This is a genomic window from Testudinibacter crocodili (assembly GCF_006228025.1).
GTDB lineage: Bacteria > Pseudomonadota > Gammaproteobacteria > Enterobacterales > Pasteurellaceae > Chelonobacter.
Map to the genome: position 1 here is coordinate 1 of NZ_VDHF01000002.1, position 21,857 is coordinate 21,857.

Consider the following 21,857-nt stretch of genomic DNA (forward strand, 5'->3'; position numbering starts at 1 on the left):
AATTTGAATATTCTTCCGATACCCATTTCCAATCTACGCAAGGTCGATTAAAGTGACAGTGTAATTTTTTAATCCCTAACGAGATGTCATCAATGAGCAAATCTCCATAAGCTTTCGGTGAACGGGTAAATTTATGCTGTTCTGGGTTCACATTGATTCCATAAAGTTTAATGTTGTTTTTCTGAAACCAAGCCAAAGCCTCATCCAGATAGCAATCTTCTGCTCGCATAGTAAATAAAATCAAATTATGCCCATTTTTTACTAAATCTCGCAAAACTTGCGCAGCACCAACCTCTTCGCCTATTTGCGGAAATTGGTGAGTCACACAAGTTCCATCAAAATCAATAAGGATATTCATATTTTTCTCTCATTTAGGGGCTGTCGATCTTTGTTTATAATTTATTTTTAACGCTAGTCTAAATATTCCATGCCGTTTAAATACATTTTGGCACCCACAGGCGCACCAATTGCATTGCATAAATTATGTTTTAGTGAATGGGCAAAATTGCCGGTATACAGTTTTATGCCTTGATGACTCAAATTGGATTGACAATCAATATAGACTTTGCCGCCCATTTGTCGCCACAAATAGCAAAAACCGTAATCTTCGGATAAGTATCGCTGGCTTTCTGGTTCCACCATCACATCAAATAAACGGTAGTGAAAACCGTTATCCTCTACTCCGATAGAATCCGGTACATATTTTAACGTCGGATAAAATGCCATCATTTTTTCAAAAACAGAACGTTTAATCGACATAAACCCCGTCGGCGCTTCAGCCATTTCAAGAAAACCGCTCGGAAGAATATTCAAATTTACTTGATTGTTTTCATCTGCTTTATCAATATTGATGGTGTAGCGTGTGCTGGCACTCTCAAATTGTTGGCGGCTCATTTCTGGAAAAATATGGCTTGGAAACTGTTCGTGCTTTAACGGATAAACACCGGCAGCAATCTCATAATCAGATAATAACAGACGGAAAAAAGCATTGGGTTCAAAACCAATATCGGAATCAATCCAGCACAAATGTGTCCATGCCGGATTTGCCATAAATTCTGCAACGGCATTATTGCGCGCTCGAGTGATTAAACTCTCACCGCGCTGCATTAAAACCTGAAATCGCAATCCGACAGCATGCGCATGTTCGGTTAAATTGAGTAATGAGGTGACATAATTATGAAAATATTTGCCGTCATGACTTGGCGTGACGATAAGCGGGTACATCTGTGTTAATGCACTGTGATCTAACATCTTGTTTTACCATAGTAATGAATTTATAGTATTTTACAATGATAATACGCCACGTTCAAAAATACACCAATTAAAAAACGTTTCTTTGGCTGTATTTTTGTTATAATTTGGTTAATTTTAATTAGGGGCTGTTTATAATTTCAGCTGTGGCCGCTAAACTCGGTGGATTTTACTTTGGATAGATTGAATACAGAACAACAACATTTTCGCAATGCCATGGCAAATCTAGCCTCAGCAGTCAGCATTTTAACTAGCGCCGGAGCCGCAGGTACGGTCGGATTGACCGTCTCCTCGGTTACGGCTGTCACAGACTCCCCCGCTACGCTGTTGGTTTGTATCAATCAAGGCAGTGAACTACATGACATCGTTAGGCAAAATAAGAAGGTGGCGATTAATATTCTCAACGCCTCACAGCAGGAATTGGCACTACATTTTGCAGCAATGGGTGACAGCAGTATGCAAGAGCGGTTAGCCTGGGAGGTTTGGCAACATTCTGAGCATGGCGTACCGATTTTAAAACAAGCTTTAGCGGTTTTAGAAGGAGACATTGTGGAAGAAAATCAAGTCGGTACGCACAGTGTGTTTTTTGTGCGAATTGAGCGAATTAACGTTACACAAGGCGATGCCTTGATCTATTTCAACCGCACTTTTCATCGACTGCCTTTCGATATATAACACCAGAGCCTGTTTTTTTATAGCTACAACGTATCCCAAAAATCAGCCGATAGATATTTGTCGGCTTTTTGCAGGCATTGTGCTAAATCCATAAAAGTCGGTTGCGATACGGCTTGATATTGAGTATGTGCCGTCAGTTGTTTAGCGATTTTTTGATAGGCTTGCTGCGTGCTGTCAGGCAATGGTCGGGCTGAGCGTTTTCCAAGCCACCATAATCCTTGCAAAGGAATACTCAACGCGAAAAGTGCGGTCAAGACCGCTGCCGCAAGCGCCATTTGACTACTTGGCAACGTCATTTGCTGCCAAACAATGGTCAAGACCGCAACGGCGGGCATCACTTTTTGAGCGAAACGCACAGCACGTATAATCCGGTTTTCAGGGAAAATGCTGCCTAATTTCGCTTGCATCGGCCAACTCTCAAAATAGTGTTGTCCTTGTTTTAATGTGTTCATTTTGTTCTCAAAAAGCACTCTTTTGTCATACGTAGTGTGGTTGAAGTGCGGTTAAACGGTATAAAATCAAGTTTTGCTCGGTTTTCTCCGAATTGCAATTTATTTTATTCTATCAAAAGTGTATCCTATTCAAGATAATTTTCTTGCGCCTTGTGCGCCTTTCTTTAATCAACATGAAAATAGGTTAATCATTATGTCACAAAACTTGATCCTGGTGCTAAATTGCGGCAGCTCATCTTTAAAATTTGCGATTTTGGATCCACAATCCGGCGACGAAAAACTATCCGGTTTGGCGGAAGCGTTTCATTTGGATGATGCACGTATCAAATGGAAACTGAACGGTGAAAAAGGGAATGCGGATTTGGGTGCTGGCGCGGCACATAGCGAAGCGCTGGACTTTATCGTGAACCAGATTTTACCACAAGATGCAGGATTAAAAGAAAGCATTGTTGCGATCGGACACCGTATCGTTCACGGTGGCGAGCAGTTTACCAGCTCTACGTTGATCAATGACAGCGTTATTGAAGGCATCCGTAATGCCGCACAATTTGCGCCACTGCATAATCCGGCACATTTGATCGGTATTGAAGAAGCCTTTAAAGCTTTCCCGGAATTGAAAGCAAAAAATGTTGCTGTTTTCGACACCGCTTTCCACCAAACAATGCCGCAAGAGGCTTACTTATACGCCCTGCCTTATTCTCTATATAAAGAGCACGGCGTTCGTCGCTACGGCGCACACGGTACCAGCCATTACTATGTCAGCCGCGAAGTGGCGAAAGAATTGAATATTCCGGCGGACAAAGTCAATGTGATCACCTGCCATTTAGGCAACGGCGGTTCGGTTGCGGCGATTCGTCACGGCGAATGTATCGACACGTCTATGGGGCTTACCCCATTGGAAGGTTTGGTGATGGGAACTCGCTCCGGCGACATCGACCCGGCAATCATTTTCTATCTATACAATACGTTGGGTATGAAAATGGAAGAGATCGAAACCACCTTGACCAAAAAATCCGGTTTATTGGGGCTGACCGAAGTCACCAGTGATTGCCGTTATGCAGAAGATAACTACGACAGTAAAGAAGACGCCAAACGTGCTATCGATGTTTACAGCTACCGTTTGGCTAAATATATTGGCTCTTATATGGCGGTTATCGGGGAACGTTTAGATGCGGTGGTGTTTACCGGTGGTATCGGTGAAAACTCGGCGTTGATCCGTGAGTTAACCTTGTCTCATTTGAAACTGTTTGGCTACGAAGTGGATAATGTGCGTAATTTAGCGGCGCGTTTTGGCAAATCCGGCAAAATCACCAGCGACAACTCCCCTGTTTCTTTGGTTATTCCAACCAATGAAGAATTGGTTATCGCCCAAGATACTGCCCGTTTAGCAGTAAAATAAAATATCTCTACTGCCGACTTAGTCGGCAGTTTTCATTCGATCATTTAAAAGGCTTTATTATGTCCCGTACTATCATTTTAATCCCTGTCAGCGCCGGTGTTGGTTTAACCAGCGTCAGTTTAGGTCTGGTGCACGCACTGGAACAAAAAGGCGCCAAAATTGGGTTTATGAAACCGATTTCGCAACCGAGCAGTGGCGAAGACAAAATTGACCGTACCACCTCAATTTTACGCAGCAGCTCAACCTTGGATATCGCAGAACCGATTATGCTGAGCGAAGCAGAATACCTGATTGGTCAAAATCAATCGGATATTCTGTTAGAAAAAATTGTAGCTCGCCATCAGCAATTAAGTGCTAAAAACGAATTGATCATTGTCGAAGGTTTAATCCCAACCAGTAAAAGTGCATATGCCACCGGGGTAAACTATGAAATTTCACAAGCGCTAGATGCGGAGATCATCTTGGTCGCCGCACCAGGAACAGACACGCCAAGTCAACTGATTGAACGTCTTGAAGCGACTGCAAGCAGTTTTGGTGGGCGCAACAATCCGAATTTATTAGGGGTTGTCGTCAATAAATTTAATGCGCCGGTCGACCAGAGTGGACGCACTCGTCCCGATCTCAGCGAAATTTTTGAGTCTTTCAAAGAAAACGAAAGCTCAATTAATGAAGTTCGTCACCTATTTTCGAAAAGTCCATTGACATTAATTGCTAGCATTCCTTGGAATGCGGAATTGATCGCAACGCGTGCGATTGATATTGCTAAACATTTGAATGCGCATGTGATTTATGAAGGGGAAATCAAAACCCGCCGTATCAACGGCATCACTTTCTGTGCTCGCAGTTTGCCAAATATGGTAGAGCATTTCCGTGCTGGCAGCTTGTTAGTCACTTCAGCCGACCGTCCAGATGTTTTGGTAGCAGCTGCATTGGCTGCTATGAACGGGGTGAAAATTGGGGCGTTGGTGCTTACGGGCGGTTATAAAATCGATAATCAAATCAGTAAATTATGCCAACAAGCGTTTGAAACCGGTCTGCCGGTTATTCGGGTTGAAGGCAACACATGGCAAACCTCACTCAATTTGCAAAGTTTTAATTTGGAAGTACCACCGGACGATGCAGAACGGATTGAAACCATTAAACAGTTCACCAGTGAACAATATAATGCTCAATTTATCGATAGCTTGGTCGGTACTTCACCTCGTTTACGTCGTCTGTCACCGCCAGCATTCCGCTATCAATTGACTGAATTGGCGCGCAGTGCCAAAAAACGGATTGTGTTGCCGGAAGGCGATGAGCCACGTACGGTTAGAGCTGCCGCTATTTGTGCCGAGCGCGGAATTGCAGAATGTATTTTATTGGCAAGCCCAGAAGAGGTAAACCGTGTTGCTGAATCACAAGGGGTGCAGTTAGGCAAAGGCATCACCATTATTGATCCTAAAATGGTGCGTCAAAACTATGTTGCACGCCTAGTTGAACTGCGTAAAAACAAAGGCATGACCGAAGTGGTTGCCGAAGAACAGTTACAAGATAACGTGGTGCTGGGGACGATGATGTTGGAGTCTGGCGAAGTTGACGGCTTGGTTTCTGGTGCGGTTCACACCACAGCAAACACCATTCGTCCGCCAATGCAGATTATTAAAACCGCACCGGGCAACTCGATTGTATCTTCAATTTTCTTCATGTTACTACCGGATCAAGTCTTGGTTTATGGTGACTGTGCGGTCAATCCAGATCCAACCGCAGAACAATTGGCTGAAATTGCGATTCAATCCGCTGATTCTGCCAAAGCCTTTGGCATTGCACCGAAAGTGGCGATGATCTCCTACTCTACCGGGTCTTCCGGCCAAGGTTCTGATGTGGACAAAGTGCGTGAAGCCACCCGCTTGGCGCAAGAAAAACGTCCTGATTTAATTATCGATGGTCCGTTACAATATGATGCGGCGGTGATGGAAGATGTGGCACGCTCCAAAGCCCCGAACTCACCGGTTGCCGGTAAAGCCACTGTGTTTATCTTCCCGGATTTGAACACCGGGAATACCACCTACAAAGCAGTACAACGCTCTGCCGATTTAGTCTCCATCGGACCGATGCTGCAAGGCATGCGTAAACCGGTCAACGATCTGTCACGTGGTGCGTTGGTTGATGACATTGTTTACACCATTGCCTTGACCGCTATTCAAGCAACACAGCAGTAACTGCCTAACCGCACTTTGATTAAACTCTAATTAAAGTGCGGTACCATTCCATCAGATCTCGTCACCAAAGTGGCGGGATTTTTTATTATTAGTGTTAACCAGCCTCCCCCTTTCAAGTGTGGTTTTTTCAAATAACATAAAAAAGCACTTTACTGTATAAAAAAACAGTATTATATTTACTGTATGAATAACCAGTATTATTTCGAAGTCTGAGGCTTGTTATGTTGACCCATCTAAATATTAATAATTTTGCTATCGTTAATCAGCTCGATTTGGCGCTGCAAGCCGGAATGAGTGTGATCACCGGTGAAACCGGTGCTGGAAAATCGATTGCAATGGATGCGCTAGGATTGTGCTTGGGGGATCGGGTTGAGAGCAGTATGATCCGCCATGGACAAGAACGTGGCGAAATCAGAGCCACCTTTCAGCTCAGTAATAACTCCGCTGCTTTAGTATGGCTACAACAACATGAACTGGAAGATATGGATACACCGAGATGTTGTACGTTGCGTCGGGTGATCCGCAATGATGGTCGCTCCAAAGCGTTTATCAACAACTGTCCGGTTCCAGCAGCACAACTGCGTGAATTGGGAGCATTACTGATTCAAATCAACGGACAACACAGTTCACAGCGTTTATTAAAAAGTGAAGAGCAATTGCTACTGCTAGATCAGTTTTGCCATAACCAAGCACTGTTGCAGCAGATGGCACAAGCCTATCAGCATTGGAAACAAACAAAACAGCAGCTGAAACAATTTCAACAGCAATTAGCAGAAAACGAAGCCAAAAAACAACTCCTGCAATATCAAGTGGAAGAACTGAATGAATTTAATTTACAACCGGATGAATACTTACAGTTAGAACAACAACAGCGTTGCCTGGCAAATGCAGAACAGATTACCCAATTATCACAGTCAATCGGTATGCTGCTCAGCGAAAATGAAGCTGTTAATATTGAAGCGATGTTAAATAAAGCAGAGCGCTACTGTGAGGAGTTATCACAATTGAATGGACAATATCATAATGTGGCAAGCCTGCTGCAAGATGCACTGATCCAAGTGCAGGAAGCCTCTTCTGAGTTACAAACCCTGACTTCAGAAATCGAACAGGATCCCTATTTGTTAGCAGAAGTGGAACAACGGTTAGGTACTGCATTACAATTAGCCAAAAAACACCATATCAGCCCCGAACAATTACACCAGCATCATGCTGAGTTAAAACAGCAATTGGCAAATTTGACGGACATCAGTGCTGAAGAGCAACAACTGCAACAACAGCTTGAAAGTGCGGTATCGAAGTTAACTCAGATTAGCCAAATGCTACACCAATCACGTTTACAGGGCGCACAAAAACTATCTGAACAAATTACCGCATTAATCAAACAATTGGCAATGGAAAATGCTGAATTCGAAGTGATGGTTAAGCATAATTCGGATAATATTAGCACACTAGGTGCTGATGAAATTGTGTTTATGTTGCGCAGTAACTTGGGACAGTTATCGCAACCGTTAGTCAAAATTGCCTCTGGCGGCGAACTTTCACGCATTGCATTAGCGATTCAGGTGCTGACTGCTGATAAATTGGCGACCCCTACTCTCGTTTTCGATGAAGTTGATGTCGGCATCAGCGGCGCAACCGCCACCGTTGTCGGTAAACTGATGCGTCAGCTGGCACAAAAATGCCAAATTTTGTGTGTCACCCATTTACCACAAGTTGCGGCTTACGGACACCAACATTTCAGCGTACAAAAATCGACCCAAGACGGCACAACAATAACCGAAATGACCGCACTTGATAACAAAGAGCGGGTTTATGCTCTTTCTCGCTTGCTTAGCGGCAGTGAGGTGACCAGTACTACGTTGGCAAATGCTAAAGAGTTACTGAAACTGGCTAGCTAAACATCAGCGTAGCCCCATGTGTGCATTAACAAAGGAATAGCTTGTTGCAGTTGCTGCTGACTTAAATTACCAAAACCTAACGAAAAGTATTTTTTATCGCTATCGGGCAGCGGATATAGCTTGATACCCACGTTGGCAGCCAAAGTCTGTAATTGTGCAAGCGAACGGGTTTCGGTATATAAATCTAATAGTAGATAAAACCCAGACTGTTCGCCATAATAACGGATATAATCGGTATAGGGCTGCAATAGCTGACACAGCAGTTCCATTTTTTTGCGATAATGCGTTCGCATTCGATGAATATGTTTCTCAAACTCACCGGATTGCATAAATTGGGCGATCAAATATTGGTTTAAGCGCGGCACGGTAGAGTTGAACAAACCGCAAGTGCGGTTATAAATCGGCAATAGTTGCTGTGGCAGCACCATAAATGTCATTCGCAACGATGGCATTAATAATTTGGAAAACGACCCCAAATAGATCACTTTGCCCTGTTCTGCCATAAGGTTATCCAACTGCTGCAAAGCCGGAATCGGTTTGCCTTTATAACGAAACTCACTGTCGTAATCATCTTCAATAATATAGCGATCAGCTTGCTGGTTCGCCCATTGTAACAATTGCAAACGTTCGTTGATGGATAACACCGAACCATAGGGATATTGATGTGACGGCGTCACATAAAAAACATTGACCGTACTTTGTAGTAAGCGTTGAAAATCCACTTTGAGGTTCTCATCAGTCAGTGGCAACCGTATCAGATTTTTATTAAACACCCGCAGCAATTGCGCCACCATCGGATAGCCATATTGCTCCATTGCATAGTTTACACTTTGCTTGGGATAAAGGTGATCGAACAACAAAATAAGTTGGCTGATACAGGTTTCTACACCAGCACCGATAATAATCTGGTCAATGCTACAACTTACCCCTCTGGAAGCATAAAGATAGTCGCGGATCTGCTCGCGTAAAACGATTTCGCCCTGTTTTTCACTTTGGCTGGACAGAATTCGGCTGGCTTGATCCCAGAGTTTCTTGACTTGTTTCTTCATGCGTGCAAAAGGAAAGTGCGTCATATCCACCTGATCTGGATTAAAATCATAGCGGAAGTGCTGCGAGGCTTTGCTTGCTGTTTGAGGCTGAGTTGCTCGATTGCTCAACGCAAACTGCTCAGCTCGAAAGCTGACAAAAAAACCACAGCGCGCTTTGGCTTCAATATAGCCCTCGGCTAAAAGCTGACCATAGGCATTTTCGACCGTGTTTTGACTGATATTCAAATAATCGGCAATTTTGCGTTTTGACGGTAATTTTTCACCATACACCAAGTGTCCACAACTGATTTGCTGTTTAATTTGTTGATATAGTTGCGAATATAAAGGCTCTTTTTCCGCTTTATTCAATGCAAAAGCCATATGTTGAAATGCGTTCTGCTGTAATGTTGGCATCATTATTCTTCTTATGGTTGTTTTTATAGTTATTTTAAATGTTGAAACTGACCTCATCAATATTAACAAAACTGATACTTTTAATCATATCTTAATTGCAGAAAATAGTTAGCGTTTGGCTGACGAATCGTTTTTATATAAACAGGAGAAATTTCAAAATGAATAAAGTATTAGGCAGTGATGTAGTGAAACGTGGCATGGCGCAAATGCAAAAAGGCGGTGTGATCATGGATGTAGTCAATGCGGAGCAAGCCCGTATTGCCGAGGCGGCCGGTGCGGTTGCTGTGATGGCATTGGAGCGAGTGCCGTCCGATATTCGGGCAGCAGGTGGCGTGGCTCGAATGGCAAATCCCAAAATCGTGAAAGAGGTGATGAATGCAGTTTCCATTCCCGTGATGGCTAAAGCCCGCATTGGTCATATCACCGAAGCACGTGTTTTGGAAGCGATGGGCGTTGATTATATTGATGAAAGTGAGGTGCTGACCCCAGCGGATGAAGAGTTTCATTTGCTGAAAAGTGACTATACCGTGCCGTTTGTTTGTGGTTGCCGTGATTTGGGCGAAGCATTACGTCGGATTGGTGAAGGGGCTGCGATGCTGCGCACCAAAGGCGAACCGGGCACCGGCAATATTGTGGAAGCGGTGCGGCATATGCGAAAAGTTAATGCACAACTGCGCAAAGTCGTAGCGATGAATCATGACGAGCTGATGACCGAAGCCAAACTGTTAGGCGCGCCGTTTGAACTGTTATTACAAATTAAACAGCTAGGTAAATTACCGGTGGTTAATTTTGCTGCAGGCGGTGTTGCTACGCCAGCTGATGCCGCATTGATGATGGAGCTGGGTGCTGATGGTGTTTTTGTCGGCTCCGGTATTTTTAAATCAGAAAATCCGGAAAAATTTGCGCAGGCAATTGTGCAAGCGACAACCCATTATCAAGATTATGATCGCATTGCCCGCTTATCCGAAGAGCTGGGCAGTGCGATGAAGGGGATGGATATTGCTAAATTGTTACCGACGGAAAGAATGCAAGAGCGAGGTTGGTAATGACAGATTACAGCGGATGTCGTATCGGCGTTTTGGCGCTGCAAGGTGCCGTTAGTGAACATATGGCGCAACTAACTGCTTTGGGCGCAACTGCGCTTGCAGTGAAGCATGTTGCACAATTGGAGCAGCTTGATGGTTTGATCTTACCCGGTGGTGAGAGCACGGCAATCGGTAAGTTGATGCGACACTACGGTTTTATTGAGGCTATCCGCCAATTTGCTGCCGAAGGAAAACCGCTGTTTGGTACTTGTGCCGGTATGATCCTCTTGGCTAAAACGATTGAGGGCGGTGAGTCGGCTCATTTGGCATTGATGGATATTCAAGTGCGGCGGAATGCCTTTGGGCGACAAAAACAGAGCTTCCAAACCGCACTTTACGTCAACGGATTATCCACCCCATTCCCAGCAGTTTTTATTCGTGCGCCTTACATCAGTAAACTGTTGTCGGATAACGTGCAAATATTGGCAGAGATCGACGGCAGCCCAGTATTGGCACGGCAAGATAATTTGCTGGTCTGCGCTTTCCATCCGGAGTTAAGCGCAGACCCGCGTATTACCGCACTATTTCTGGACGGGGTGCGCAACCGGCTTGAAACGCAATAAACGGTTGGCATTGGCCACAACTGTAATCGACGACAGTGCCATTGCCACACCAGCAAATACCGGATTGAGCAGAATCCCGAACAAGGGATATAGCAACCCAGCGGCAATCGGAATGCCTAAACTGTTATAGATAAACGCCCCTAACAGATTTTGTTTGATATTGCGCATTCCGGCTTGCGATAGTGCCAGTACATCAGAAACTGCATCGATACTGTGCCGCATCAAGGTTAAATCTGCGGTTTCAATCGCAATGTCGCTACCACTGGCGATGGCAATGCTGACATCGGCTTGTGCCAGTGCCGGTGCGTCATTGATACCGTCACCGACCATTGCCACTTTGTACCCTTGCCGCTGTAAGGTTTGGATTGCCTCTGCTTTACCTTGCGGCAAGACCCCGGCGATCATCTGATCAATCCCCAGTTGTTCAGCAACTGCAGTTGCTGTCTGTATCTGATCGCCGGTCAACATAATGGTGCGGTAACCGTTCTTGTGCAGTGTCTGCACCGCACTTTGACTCTCTTGGCGCAATTGATCTTTCACCACGATAAAACCAATAAAAGTATCTCCATTTGCCAGATAGATCACCGTGCCGCCTGCTCGACTCTCCTGCTCCGCTTGGCTTTGTAGCCCTGATGGTATCGCTATATTTTGCTGTGCCAACAATTTTTCATTGCCTAAATAGAACTTTTGGTCAGCAATTTTGGCGGAAACGCCCATGCCTTTATGTGTAATAAAGTCACTAACCTCAGCAAGATTCGCCACGTCAATTTGCGGCGACTCTAATAGCGCTTTGGCGAGCGGATGATTTGCCTGTTGTTCCAAACTGGCAGCGTAATAAAGTAGATCTTGCTGTTGTTGCCCTACTGCCGGATAAAGTGCGGTCAGCTTCGGTTTGCCTTCAGTTAGCGTGCCGGTTTTATCAAACACCACTACATTGACATTAGCGGCTTTTTGCAACGCATCGGCGTCACGCACCAAAATGCCTAATTCCGCCGCCCGCGATACGGAGGCAATCACCGACATTGGTGTCGCCAGCCCTAACGCACAAGGACAAGCAATAATCAACACGGTGGTCAACACCACCAAAGCATGCGCCAGTTTAGGTTCCGGACCAAATAACGCCCAAATGATCGCTGCTAAAATCGCAATTACTACCACAATCGGCACAAATATCGCTGCAACTTTATCCACTAGCATCGCAATTTTGGGTTTACTGCCCTGCGCCTGTCGCACTAATTTAATGATATTGGCAAGCACAGTCTGTTCACCGACTTGTGTCGCTTCAATTCGCAAACTGCCATTATCGACAATAGTACCGGCTCGGATCGAATCGCCAATTTTTTTGCTGACTGCTAACGGCTCTCCGCTCAACATCGATTCATCCAACCAGCCTTCGCCTTGCACCACCACACCGTCAACTGCGGCACGATCGCCCGTTTTTAGGCTCAACAGCATACCGCACTTTACCTGTTGCAACGGCAACTGTTTTTCTTGCCCGGCTTCGATCACTGTAACACTGGCAGGCATCAGATCCAGTAATTTTTCCAACGCATTAGAAGAACGCTGCTTGGCTCTGGTTTCCAGCATTTTGCCTAAGTTTACCAACCCGATAATCATCATACCGGCTTCAAAATACAAGTGACGGGCATTTTCTGGGAAAAAGTGCGGAAACAGCACAATCGCCATCGAAAACAGCCATGCTACACCCGTGCCAAGTGCCACCAATGTGTCCATTGTTGCACTGCCGTGTTTTAAATTACGCCATGCGCTGACAAAAAAATGCCCGCCACTGAACATCATCACCAGCGCACTGGCAACCCCCACAGCCAACCAAGCAGATCGTGAATCTTGCGTTACGCTCATGCCGTAAAGCATGCCCCACAGCATTAGTGCAAAACCGAATACCAGTGCTATAAACGCCTGCCTTTTGCGCTGGCGGATCTCTTTTGCGATATTTTGTTGCTGTTTTTCGCGCCGAAGGTGCTGCTCGGCAACGATTTCTGCAGCATAACCGGCTTGTTCAACCGCACTGATCAGCGCTTGTTGCGATGCAGCGCCATAAACGATTGCGCTGTTATCAGCCAGATTGACATTGACTTTTTCAACCTGAGGTACCGCAGCCAGCGCTTTTTCAACCTTTAATACACAACTGGCACAAGTCATTCCACTTAATAATAGCTGGGTGGTTTGCTGCTGTTCAGCCATCGATTGTGGAGCGATTTCGTTGTTATTGACCGTTTTGTTTACAACTGTTTTTTCGACTACCGTCGCTGAATCAGGATCGGATTTTATCTGACTGCGCGCGGACGGTAGCTCAGTTTTTGGGCAAGGGTCGCTCTCAGCGGATAGTTGCGCCTGATAACCGATATCTTCAACCAGTTTAATCAATACTTCCGGCTTAACATCTTCTGCATAAACCGTCAACGTGGCCAGGCTCAATTGGTAAATCAAATTAGGATCAAATTCGGTTAAGGCTTTGTCCAGGGTTTTGACGCAATGCTGGCAAGATAAGCCGGACAGGATCAATTTAAATGTCGCAGCAGGATTGGCTTGCGCCTGATAACCGGCCCCTTGTACTGCTTGGATTAAAGCGGAAACCGGCACGTCTCCTTCAATTTTTGCATAGTGCAAATTGACTTTAACCGCACTTGCGCCTGCCACGTTCTGCAAAGCTTCGCGCACATGGCGTACACAATTTTGGCAGGATAATTGTGCTAATCCTAAAATAGTTGACATAGATAGGCTCTCTTCTGTGATATCGTTTAGTTGAATCTTTTATAAAACGTCATTAGAATAAAGCTTCCACTAACTGTAGAGTCAAGCATTTTTTATGAATATTAAACAAGTGGCTGCCCTGACCGGCTTAAGTGATAAAACTATTCGATTTTATGAAGAAAAAGGCATTATTACCCCACCCCAGCGCAGCAGCAACGGATATCGACAATATAATTCACAGCAAGTTGACCAACTATGTTTTTTGCAGCGCACTCGCAGTGCCGGATTTTCGTTACCTGAATCGAAGGAGTTACTTGATCTTTATCTGAATCCACAGCGCCACAGCCGTGAAATTAAACAGCGGACGTTGGATAAAATTCAGCATTTAGAGCAACAAATTACGCAACTGCAAGAGATGAAACGGCAATTGACTGCATTAGCAGACGAGTGTCCCGGTGATGATCAAAGCCAATGTCCGATTATTGATTCGCTGAGTGGTCAGGGCTGTTGCCAAAAATAGCAAAACCGCAGCTTTATCTTTTGTTAAATCACGTTTTGTTAAACCACTTTTTGTTAAACCAAAAGAAAAGTGCGGTCAGCTTAGGAGCTGTTGATAGGTTATTTTAAAATTTTCAAATGACTGGCAGAACGTTTCGCTTTAGGTTTGTCGCTGGTTGCCGTTTTTATCGTTTGCGGCTTATCGACAATTTCAACAAAACTCGCAGGTTGTTCGACTAAATCGCCTAAACTACGTTCAACTTCGCGTTCATACGTTTCTTCCAACTCAAACATCACGCCGTCACCATTTTCACGCGCATAAATTGCCAATGCAGCGCCCATTGGTACGATAATATCACGCGGAATCCCTTTAAAACGGGCGTTAAACACAATTTTATCATTGCCCAACTGTAAATTTCCGCAGGCATTTGGCGAAATATTTAATACAATCTGCCCATCTTTAACAAAATCATCTGGTACTACAGTGTGCGGATAAAACGCATCAACAACCAGATACGGTGTTAAATCATTATCTAACAGCCAATCATAGTAGGCTCTGAGCAAATAAGGGCGCTTTGCAGTGGTTGATCCAGTCATATTTAACCTATTATTTTTCCACAATCACTTTTTGCGGTGAATTTTTTAATGAAGTAACAAAGCAAGGGCGCTCGAAAACCAAATCCATATAGTTTTTAATCGCTTTGCTGCCCGCACCGTTAAATTTAATATCATAGCTTTGTAAACGATGAAGAATTGGCGCAATATAGCAATCCACTAAGCTGAATACTTCACTTAAAAAGTACGGTTTTTGCGCAAAAATTGGACCAAAAGACAACAACTCATCTTTTAAATCGTTCAGCATTTTCATTTTTTCTGCTTCGGCTAAACGCTCTGCTTGTTCGATCACAGAAAACCAGTCTTGTTCGATGCGATGCATTAACAGGCGCGATTTGGCACGATCAACTGGATAAACCGGCATTAATGGCGGATGCGGAAAACGTTCGTCCAGATATTCTAAAATAATTCGCGGTTTAAACAGCACTAAATCACGATCGACCAAGGTCGGCAATTCGCCATTGGTGCCTAACTCTAAAAAATCTTCATTGATAATATCCGGTTGGATCAACTCTTGTTCATGAGGAACCTCTTTTTCTGCCAAAACCATTTTGACCTGATGTGAACCCAAGCTGGATTCGTCATAAAAAAGAGTAATAATGGAACGTTTATTAGCTGCTATCATTGTTATTCTCCGCACTCATTTATCCGCTCAAAGCGGATTGTGCTTATTTATTTTTTACTGTTCATGCGTCATGTTGCATGATTAAAATTTAAGGTGGTTATTATAGCATAAACAGTTATAAGATTTCTAAAAAAACCTCAATGCTATTTATAACCACTTGAATAATAAAATAAAAAAACCTCCATTCGAAGAATGGAGGCCTAAATTTTACTGTGTTATCGCTAAAACTATTTAGTCGTTTCGGTGTTGCCGATTAATTTATTGATATCTTTTTTCGCTTCTTCTGCTTTCTCAGCAACGGCTTCTTTCGTTTCAGTTACTGTTGTTGTAACACTCTCTTTAGCCGCTTCAGTTTTCTCTGCAATTGCTTGCTTCGCATCGGTCGCTACCGCCGCAGCGCTTTGTTGTGCCGCCGTAGCTTGCTCCGTGGCAGACTCTACTGCTTGACTAGTGGCTTGTTGAGTATTTTGTTGTGCTTGTTCAACAGCTTGGGTTGCTTCAGCCTGTGTTTTTTCAACAGATTCACTTGCATTGGCGACCGCATTGTTGAGCGATTCTTTAGCTTCAGCTGCTTTAGTTTCAACAGCATCTTTGACTTCTGTCGCTTTTTCAGCCACAGCATCTTTCACTTCTGCCGCTTTTTCAGTTACAGCTTCTTTGGCTTCAGTGGCTTTTTCAGCTACAGCTTCTTTTACTTCAGTGGCTTTTTCAGCTACAGCTTCTTTCACTTCAGTGGCTTTTTCAACGACCGCATCTTTGGTTTCAGTTGCTGTGGCTACTGCGCTGTTTTTTGCGTCAGTTGCAGCATTCTTTGCATCATCACAACCCATCACGGTTAATGCAGTTGCGCCTAAAAGTGCGGTAGTTAATAGTAATTTTTTCATATGAAACTCCTATCCTTAATAACGGGTATTGATAATTTATCGATTTAGCGGGGCAAGTGTCTAATATTTTTTCCCTTACGACAACCTTTTTTTATCACAATGTTCAAATAATCAGCATGGTGCGCTAAAAAACAGCAACAATTTACAATTAAGCCTATCTTTAACAAAAAATAGGCTTAATTCATTCGATGGTTTAGTCAATACTCCGTAATAATTCATTGATGCCAACTTTGCCACGGGTTTTGGCATCCACTTTTTTCACGATCACTGCTGCGTATAAGCTGTATTTACCGCACTTCGACGGCAAACTGCCGGAGACCACGACCGATCCTGCCGGCACACGACCATAGTGAATTTCGCCGGTTTCGCGATCGTAAATTTTGGTGCTTTGACCAATAAACACCCCCATAGAAATCACTGAACCTTCTTCGACGATCACGCCTTCCACCACTTCTGAACGTGCACCGATAAAGCAGTTATCTTCAATAATCGTCGGATTCGCTTGCAACGGTTCCAATACGCCACCGATGCCGACACCGCCGGACAAATGCACATTTTTACCGATTTGAGCACAAGAACCGACTGTCGCCCAAGTATCGACCATAGTGCCCTCATCGACATAAGCGCCAAGGTTGACATAAGATGGCATTAATACCGTGTTGCGAGCAATAAATGCGCCTTGACGCACACTTGCCGGTGGCACCACGCGAAAGCCTTCGCGTTCAAAACGTGCTTGATCATATGCAGCGAATTTCATCGGTACTTTATCGAAATAATGAGTTTCTGCACCCGGCATCAGCTGGTTGTCGTTAATCCGGAAAGAGAGCAACACCGCTTTTTTCAACCATTGATGTGTCACCCAGTCACCGTTAATTTTCTCAGCAACACGCCATTTGCCACTGTCCAAACCGGCGATCACGTCTTCGATTGCCGCTTTCGTTGTCGCATCAACCGTTTTTGGTGTGATTTCTGCACGCTTTTCAAATGCGTTTTCAATAATTGTTTGTAAGTCAGACATTATTTTTCCTATTTTTGTGAGTATAAAGAACGGGTTATTCCGCTAAACTATCGACTTTTAATTGTAATAGCTGTCTATCCAAATTGTTTAAATTCTGATTGCTTAATGCTTGTTGATAGGCTTGGCGTGCTGCATTGTTATCGCCTTTCGCCAATAAAATATCCCCTTGTAGCTGTGCTTTAGCGCCTTCCCAAGCTTTATCATTGATATTTTTTAAGCTTACTTCAGCTTGGTCGTATTGCTGTTGCTGCACTTGCAATGCGGCTAGTCTGAGAGCAGAAATGGATTTCAATTCATCATTACGACTGAATTCTAGCGCCTGTTTCAAACTACTTTCCGCTAATGCTGAATTATTCTGCTCTACCGCACTCTTGGCTTGAACAAACAATGCCAATACTGCATAGTTGGAATTTTGATTGTCAGTGACAAATTTCTGTAATAATTCTGCATTTGCCTGCGGATTTTGTAAATAAGCTTGTGTCACTTGTTCATAACTATTTGAGGTGGCTCGTTGACTGTCGAGTTGATGCGTTTGCCAATAGCGCCAGCCCAGTACACCGCCAACCACCAAAATAAACGTGGCGATGATCACTTTGCTGTTCTCTTTCCACCAACTTTTCAGTTCTTCAACCTGTTGTTCTTCGGTAATATACGACACGTAATGCTACTCCTTTTTTATTGATTCCGATTTATTTATTCCAATGGCTTGCTAAGAATGCAAACGCCTGTTCGATTGGTAATTGTTGCTGTTGGTTGTGACCAAGTAAATCCTTGATCACCAACTGCTGATTTTGCACCTCTTCTTCACCGATCACAATGGCAAAGCGTGCCCCGCTTTTGTCAGCGCGTTTAAACTGTTTTTTAAAATTGCCGCCACTGCAATGCAACATCACATTTTTTTGTGGGTAAGTGGAACGTAGCTGCTCGGCGACATCGAAAGCTAAAGAAGTTGCAGCTTCACCGCTGTGTACGATATATACGTCCACTGCTTGTGGTAGCAATAAATCTTGATTAACTTCTTGCACCAATAGAATCAGACGCTCTACGCCCATTGCAAAGCCAACACCGCTGGTTGCATGCCCACCTAGCTGTTCGACTAAGCCGTCGTAACGTCCGCCACCGCATACTGTGCCCTGTGCCCCAAGTGCGGTGGTGACCCATTCAAATACCGTTTTATTATAGTAATCCAAGCCACGCACCAATTTTTGGTTAATCTCATAGCGGATTCCCATTTGATCTAAAATTTGGCATAAACGGGTAAAATGTTGCTGTGAATCTTCATCGAGATAATCATGCAATTTTGGCGCATGATTTAACACCGCTTGAATTTTTTCATTTTTACTGTCTAAAATTCGTAGTGGATTCGTCGTGAGACGGCGCTTACTATCTTCATCTAAAATATCCAGATGGTTTTGTAGAAAATCGACTAACGCTTGACGATAGTTGCTACGCGCCGCCAATGAGCCGATCGAATTCAGTTGTAGGCTGACATGATCGGCAATACCCAATGCTTTCCATAACCGTGCAGTCAATAGAATCAGTTCGGCATCAATCTCTGCTTGCGCAATGCCAAAGACTTCCACACCAATTTGGTGGAATTGGCGATAACGCCCTTTTTGCGGACGTTCGTAGCGGAACATCGGTCCCATATACCACAAGCGTTGCTCTTGGTTATACAATAAACCGTGTTCAATACCAGCACGCACGCAGCCTGCGGTGCCTTCCGGACGCAGCGTCAGGCTTTCGTTATCCCGATCATCAAAAGTAAACATCTCTTTTTCGACCACATCGGTCACTTCGCCAATTGCGCGTTTGAACAGCGGTGTGGATTCCACAATCGGCATTCTGATCTCTTGGTAGCCGTAACTGCCCAACACGCGTCTAACAGTGGCTTCCAACCACTGCCATAATGGCGTGTCTTGCGGCAGACAGTCGTTCATTCCACGAATTGCTTGAATGGTTTTCGCCACGTTTTATTTTCCTTTTTATTCTATTTTTAGTTGACTAATCGTTATGTGTATTCAGCAAATCAATCCGTTTAGACGGATCCTGCATTGCTATTTTGGCGCGGATTTTAGCTTCTAATTGATCGATTAAATCATGGTTGTCAAACCGCTCTTTTTGCCGCACACCATCCAGATAAAAACCGCTCTTGTTATTACCGCCGGTAACCCCTAAATCGGAAATCAAGGCTTCACCCGGTCCATTGACCACACAGCCGATGATAGAAACATCCATCGGGGTCACAATATCTTCCAAACGCTGTTCCAGCGCATTGACAGTGCCGATCACATCAAATTCCTGACGTGAGCAGGTCGGACAAGCGATAAAGTTGATGCCGCGTGAACGAATGCGTAGCGATTTTAAAATATCAAAGCCGACTTTGATTTCTTCGACCGGATCGGCAGCAAGCGAGATGCGTAAGGTATCACCAATGCCCTCAGACAGTAACATACCTAGCCCGACCGCCGATTTCACTGCCCCCGCGCGTGCACCACCGGCTTCGGTGATCCCCAGATGCAACGGTTGTTTAATCGCTTTTGCCAGCAAACGGTAGGATTCCACCGCTAAAAAAACATCAGAGGCTTTTACGCTGACTTTAAACTGATCGAAGTTCAGTCGATCTAAAATCTCCACATGGCGCAGCGCCGATTCAAGTAATGCTTCTGGCGTTGGTTCGCCGTATTTCTCCTGTAGATCTTTTTCCAACGAACCGGCATTCACGCCGATCCGAATCGGAATATTGTTATCACGCGCACAATCCACCACGGCACGAATCCGATCTTCACGCCCGATATTACCCGGATTAATTCGTAAGCAATCTACACCATATTCTGCCACTTTTAGCGCAATGCGGTAATCAAAATGGATATCCGCCACTAACGGCACATTGACTTGTTGTTTAATCAATTTGAATGCTTCCGCTGCATCCATGGTCGGCACTGAAACCCGCACAATATCCGCCCCGACTTTTTCCAGTGCTTTAATTTGTGCGACAGTTGCTGGCACATCGGTGGTTCGAGTATTCGTCATCGACTGCACCGCAATCGGGGCATCGCCACCGACCGGAACGTTGCCGACATAAATTTTTGTTGATTCACGACGCTTGATTGGCGTTTGTTTTAACATAGTCTTTTCCGGCTTAATTAATTAGGAAAGGTGATTCTGGCAACACGGCCATCGATAGTCAATGGTACTTCTTGCCCTTGGAAGGTAATTCGTACGTTTTGCGGGGCGCCGATCACCAAGGCATAAGGCTCACCGTCACTAAAGGTCAGCACTTCGCCTTGTTTGTACTCTTTTTGTGCCAATACTTTACGGTTTGCATCACGCACACTGAGCCAACAGCTGTTGCCGACAATTTCAATCACCAGTCCATTGCTGTTAGGCACTACCGCACTTTCACTATTTGTATTACTCTCAGCAGTACTGTTGCCGTCTGATGAGGCTACACCCGTAGTTCCATCTAGCTGTTCCATTACATTGCTCAATACTTCTCCTGAAGTTTGTGCTTGAGCTGTGGTGCTTGAATTTTCATTATTTAACGGCAACACATTGCCTGCTAACATATTGTCCGCTGGTGGCGTTAGCACCGCATTATTCTCTGTGGCTGAAATGGTTGGCTTATCGCTGGCAGTGTTTGATAAATCAAGATTGTTCGCCGTTTCTGTGGGAGAATTGCCCGCGGTCATCGTCGGGTTATCGAGTTGAACGCTATTGCTACCAGCAGCAGTATTCGGTGTTTCATCCTGTTGTGAGTTACTTAAAAAACTTTCGACTAGCGAGGTTCTTTCATTTTGTGACTGTTGATAGTTCTGCCACCACCAATACGCAGTCATGCCGATCATCGCAACAGCAATTAACCAAGTTAAACGCCCGATCCAGTTAGAATAAGAAGCGTAGTGGTTAACTTGGTGCTTGTTGCGCATATTTTTTTGCAAATCATTTTGGATTGGTTCGCCAAAGGAAATTGATGGATTATTCCAAACTGACTCCGGTACCTTAAGAAATTTGGCATAATTGCGCACATAGCCTTTCATAAACGCTGGTGGGCAAGAAGGGACAATAAGCTCATTATTTTCAATGTGCTTGATAACGGCGGTTTTAAGCAGCGTTTTTTCTGCGGCTTCTTCAACGCTAAAGCCTAGTTTTTCGCGCGCTTGGCGCAGCGTATCGCCAAGATTAAAGGTAGTTTGCTGTTGCTGATTTTCCATGACAATTAGGGTCTGTTGATGTTTATTTATAATTTGAGCTATAGACGTTTTTTCGCCACTCTTTTCGTCAATATAAAGAAAGTCGTGAAGTTTAGTCATTCTAAACCAACGGCTTTTAACGCCATAGTGGCAAAAAAATAGTGGCAAAAAATAGTTGCGAAAAGCCGTGGCGAAAAAGCGTCATAGTCCTGCGGATTGTGTTTAAAATTAGCACACTCGTCGTTGTAACCCTCATCAATAGTCCCGCTATTGATTTCGGCCTACGCCTAGATTGTGCTAATTTTAAACGACAACTCAAAATATAAACAAACATCAACAAACCCTA

The 21,857-nt window shown here is 44.3% G+C and carries 20 protein-coding genes; 7 read left to right on the forward strand and 13 right to left on the reverse strand.

Annotated features, from left to right (window positions below; genetic code table 11):
* Together FHQ23_RS00025 and FHQ23_RS00030 are read right to left on the reverse strand one after the other, a co-directional pair.
* On the reverse strand, positions 1 to 358 hold a 358-nt coding region (locus FHQ23_RS00025; protein ID WP_139612483.1), incomplete at its 3' end, for a hypothetical protein.
* A gap of 53 nt (positions 359 to 411) precedes the next feature.
* The gene (locus tag FHQ23_RS00030; protein ID WP_139612484.1) at positions 412 to 1,251 is read right to left on the reverse strand and encodes a hypothetical protein; all 840 of its coding nucleotides are present in this window, start codon (positions 1,249 to 1,251) and stop codon (positions 412 to 414) included.
* A gap of 216 nt (positions 1,252 to 1,467) precedes the next feature.
* On the opposite strand from FHQ23_RS00030, the gene FHQ23_RS00035 reads away from it, so the two are divergent.
* Positions 1,468 to 1,926: a flavin reductase gene (locus FHQ23_RS00035; RefSeq protein WP_139612500.1), complete on the forward strand. Its 459-nt coding sequence runs from the start codon at positions 1,468 to 1,470 to the stop codon at positions 1,924 to 1,926.
* A 23-nt stretch (positions 1,927 to 1,949) separates the two neighbouring features.
* Here FHQ23_RS00035 and yfbV read toward each other — a convergent pair whose 3' ends face one another.
* Positions 1,950 to 2,378, reverse strand: a complete 429-nt coding sequence (yfbV, locus tag FHQ23_RS00040) for a terminus macrodomain insulation protein YfbV (protein WP_139612485.1) — start codon at positions 2,376 to 2,378, stop codon at positions 1,950 to 1,952.
* 193 nt (positions 2,379 to 2,571) lie between these two features.
* On the opposite strand from yfbV, the gene FHQ23_RS00045 reads away from it, so the two are divergent.
* The 3 genes from FHQ23_RS00045 (at position 2,572) to recN (ending at position 7,873) form a co-directional block, all read left to right on the forward strand.
* The gene (locus FHQ23_RS00045) at positions 2,572 to 3,777 is read left to right on the forward strand and encodes an acetate kinase (protein ID WP_139612486.1); all 1,206 of its coding nucleotides are present in this window, start codon (positions 2,572 to 2,574) and stop codon (positions 3,775 to 3,777) included.
* Between the two features lie 59 nt (positions 3,778 to 3,836).
* Entirely contained in the window at positions 3,837 to 5,975 is a 2,139-nt protein-coding gene (pta, locus tag FHQ23_RS00050; protein WP_139612487.1) for a phosphate acetyltransferase, read from the forward strand.
* Positions 5,976 to 6,196: 221 nt separating this feature from the next.
* A complete protein-coding gene (gene recN, locus FHQ23_RS00055) occupies positions 6,197 to 7,873 on the forward strand; it encodes a DNA repair protein RecN (RefSeq protein ID WP_139612488.1) in 1,677 nt (558 codons plus the stop codon).
* Here the strand turns inward: recN and pdxR are convergent.
* The gene (gene pdxR / locus FHQ23_RS00060) at positions 7,870 to 9,318 is read right to left on the reverse strand and encodes a MocR-like pyridoxine biosynthesis transcription factor PdxR (RefSeq protein ID WP_139612489.1); all 1,449 of its coding nucleotides are present in this window, start codon (positions 9,316 to 9,318) and stop codon (positions 7,870 to 7,872) included. The two genes, recN and pdxR, sit on opposite strands and share 4 nt — an antisense overlap.
* 155 nt (positions 9,319 to 9,473) lie before the next feature.
* Here pdxR and pdxS point away from each other — a divergent pair, with 155 nt between their 5' ends.
* Positions 9,474 to 10,361 (forward strand): pyridoxal 5'-phosphate synthase lyase subunit PdxS, encoded by an 888-nt coding sequence (pdxS, locus tag FHQ23_RS00065; protein ID WP_139612490.1) that lies wholly within the window; start codon positions 9,474 to 9,476, stop codon positions 10,359 to 10,361.
* Positions 10,361 to 10,963 (forward strand): pyridoxal 5'-phosphate synthase glutaminase subunit PdxT, encoded by a 603-nt coding sequence (gene pdxT, locus FHQ23_RS00070; RefSeq protein ID WP_139612491.1) that lies wholly within the window; start codon positions 10,361 to 10,363, stop codon positions 10,961 to 10,963. Before pdxS ends, pdxT begins: the two co-directional genes overlap by 1 nt.
* Here pdxT and FHQ23_RS00075 read toward each other — a convergent pair.
* On the reverse strand, positions 10,922 to 13,699 hold the full coding sequence (locus FHQ23_RS00075) for a cation transporter (RefSeq protein ID WP_139612492.1): 2,778 nt from the start codon (positions 13,697 to 13,699) through the stop codon (positions 10,922 to 10,924). The genes pdxT and FHQ23_RS00075 overlap by 42 nt on opposite strands.
* Before the next feature lie 94 nt (positions 13,700 to 13,793).
* On the opposite strand from FHQ23_RS00075, the gene cueR reads away from it, so the two are divergent.
* Entirely contained in the window at positions 13,794 to 14,198 is a 405-nt protein-coding gene (cueR, locus tag FHQ23_RS00080; protein WP_139612493.1) for a Cu(I)-responsive transcriptional regulator, read from the forward strand.
* A 98-nt stretch (positions 14,199 to 14,296) separates the two neighbouring features.
* On the opposite strand, the gene FHQ23_RS00085 is transcribed toward cueR, so the two are convergent.
* From FHQ23_RS00085 to FHQ23_RS00120, 8 genes are all read right to left on the reverse strand, one after another.
* Positions 14,297 to 14,773: a ClpXP protease specificity-enhancing factor gene (locus FHQ23_RS00085; RefSeq protein ID WP_139612494.1), complete on the reverse strand. Its 477-nt coding sequence runs from the start codon at positions 14,771 to 14,773 to the stop codon at positions 14,297 to 14,299.
* 10 nt (positions 14,774 to 14,783) lie between these two features.
* Entirely contained in the window at positions 14,784 to 15,416 is a 633-nt protein-coding gene (locus FHQ23_RS00090) for a glutathione S-transferase N-terminal domain-containing protein (protein ID WP_139609195.1), read from the reverse strand.
* A 227-nt stretch (positions 15,417 to 15,643) separates the two neighbouring features.
* Entirely contained in the window at positions 15,644 to 16,300 is a 657-nt protein-coding gene (locus FHQ23_RS12310; protein WP_176552218.1) for a hypothetical protein, read from the reverse strand.
* Between the two features lie 193 nt (positions 16,301 to 16,493).
* The gene (dapD, locus tag FHQ23_RS00100) at positions 16,494 to 17,318 is read right to left on the reverse strand and encodes a 2,3,4,5-tetrahydropyridine-2,6-dicarboxylate N-succinyltransferase (protein WP_139612495.1); all 825 of its coding nucleotides are present in this window, start codon (positions 17,316 to 17,318) and stop codon (positions 16,494 to 16,496) included.
* A 34-nt stretch (positions 17,319 to 17,352) separates the two neighbouring features.
* On the reverse strand, positions 17,353 to 17,976 hold the full coding sequence (locus FHQ23_RS00105) for a YfgM family protein (RefSeq protein WP_139612496.1): 624 nt from the start codon (positions 17,974 to 17,976) through the stop codon (positions 17,353 to 17,355).
* Positions 17,977 to 18,007: 31 nt separating this feature from the next.
* Positions 18,008 to 19,288, reverse strand: a complete 1,281-nt coding sequence (gene hisS, locus FHQ23_RS00110; RefSeq protein WP_139612497.1) for a histidine--tRNA ligase — start codon at positions 19,286 to 19,288, stop codon at positions 18,008 to 18,010.
* 34 nt (positions 19,289 to 19,322) lie between these two features.
* A complete protein-coding gene (gene ispG / locus FHQ23_RS00115) occupies positions 19,323 to 20,447 on the reverse strand; it encodes a flavodoxin-dependent (E)-4-hydroxy-3-methylbut-2-enyl-diphosphate synthase (protein WP_139612498.1) in 1,125 nt (374 codons plus the stop codon).
* A gap of 17 nt (positions 20,448 to 20,464) precedes the next feature.
* Positions 20,465 to 21,532 (reverse strand): RodZ domain-containing protein, encoded by a 1,068-nt coding sequence (locus FHQ23_RS00120; protein ID WP_139625014.1) that lies wholly within the window; start codon positions 21,530 to 21,532, stop codon positions 20,465 to 20,467.
* Between the last annotated feature and the right edge of the window lie 325 nt (positions 21,533 to 21,857).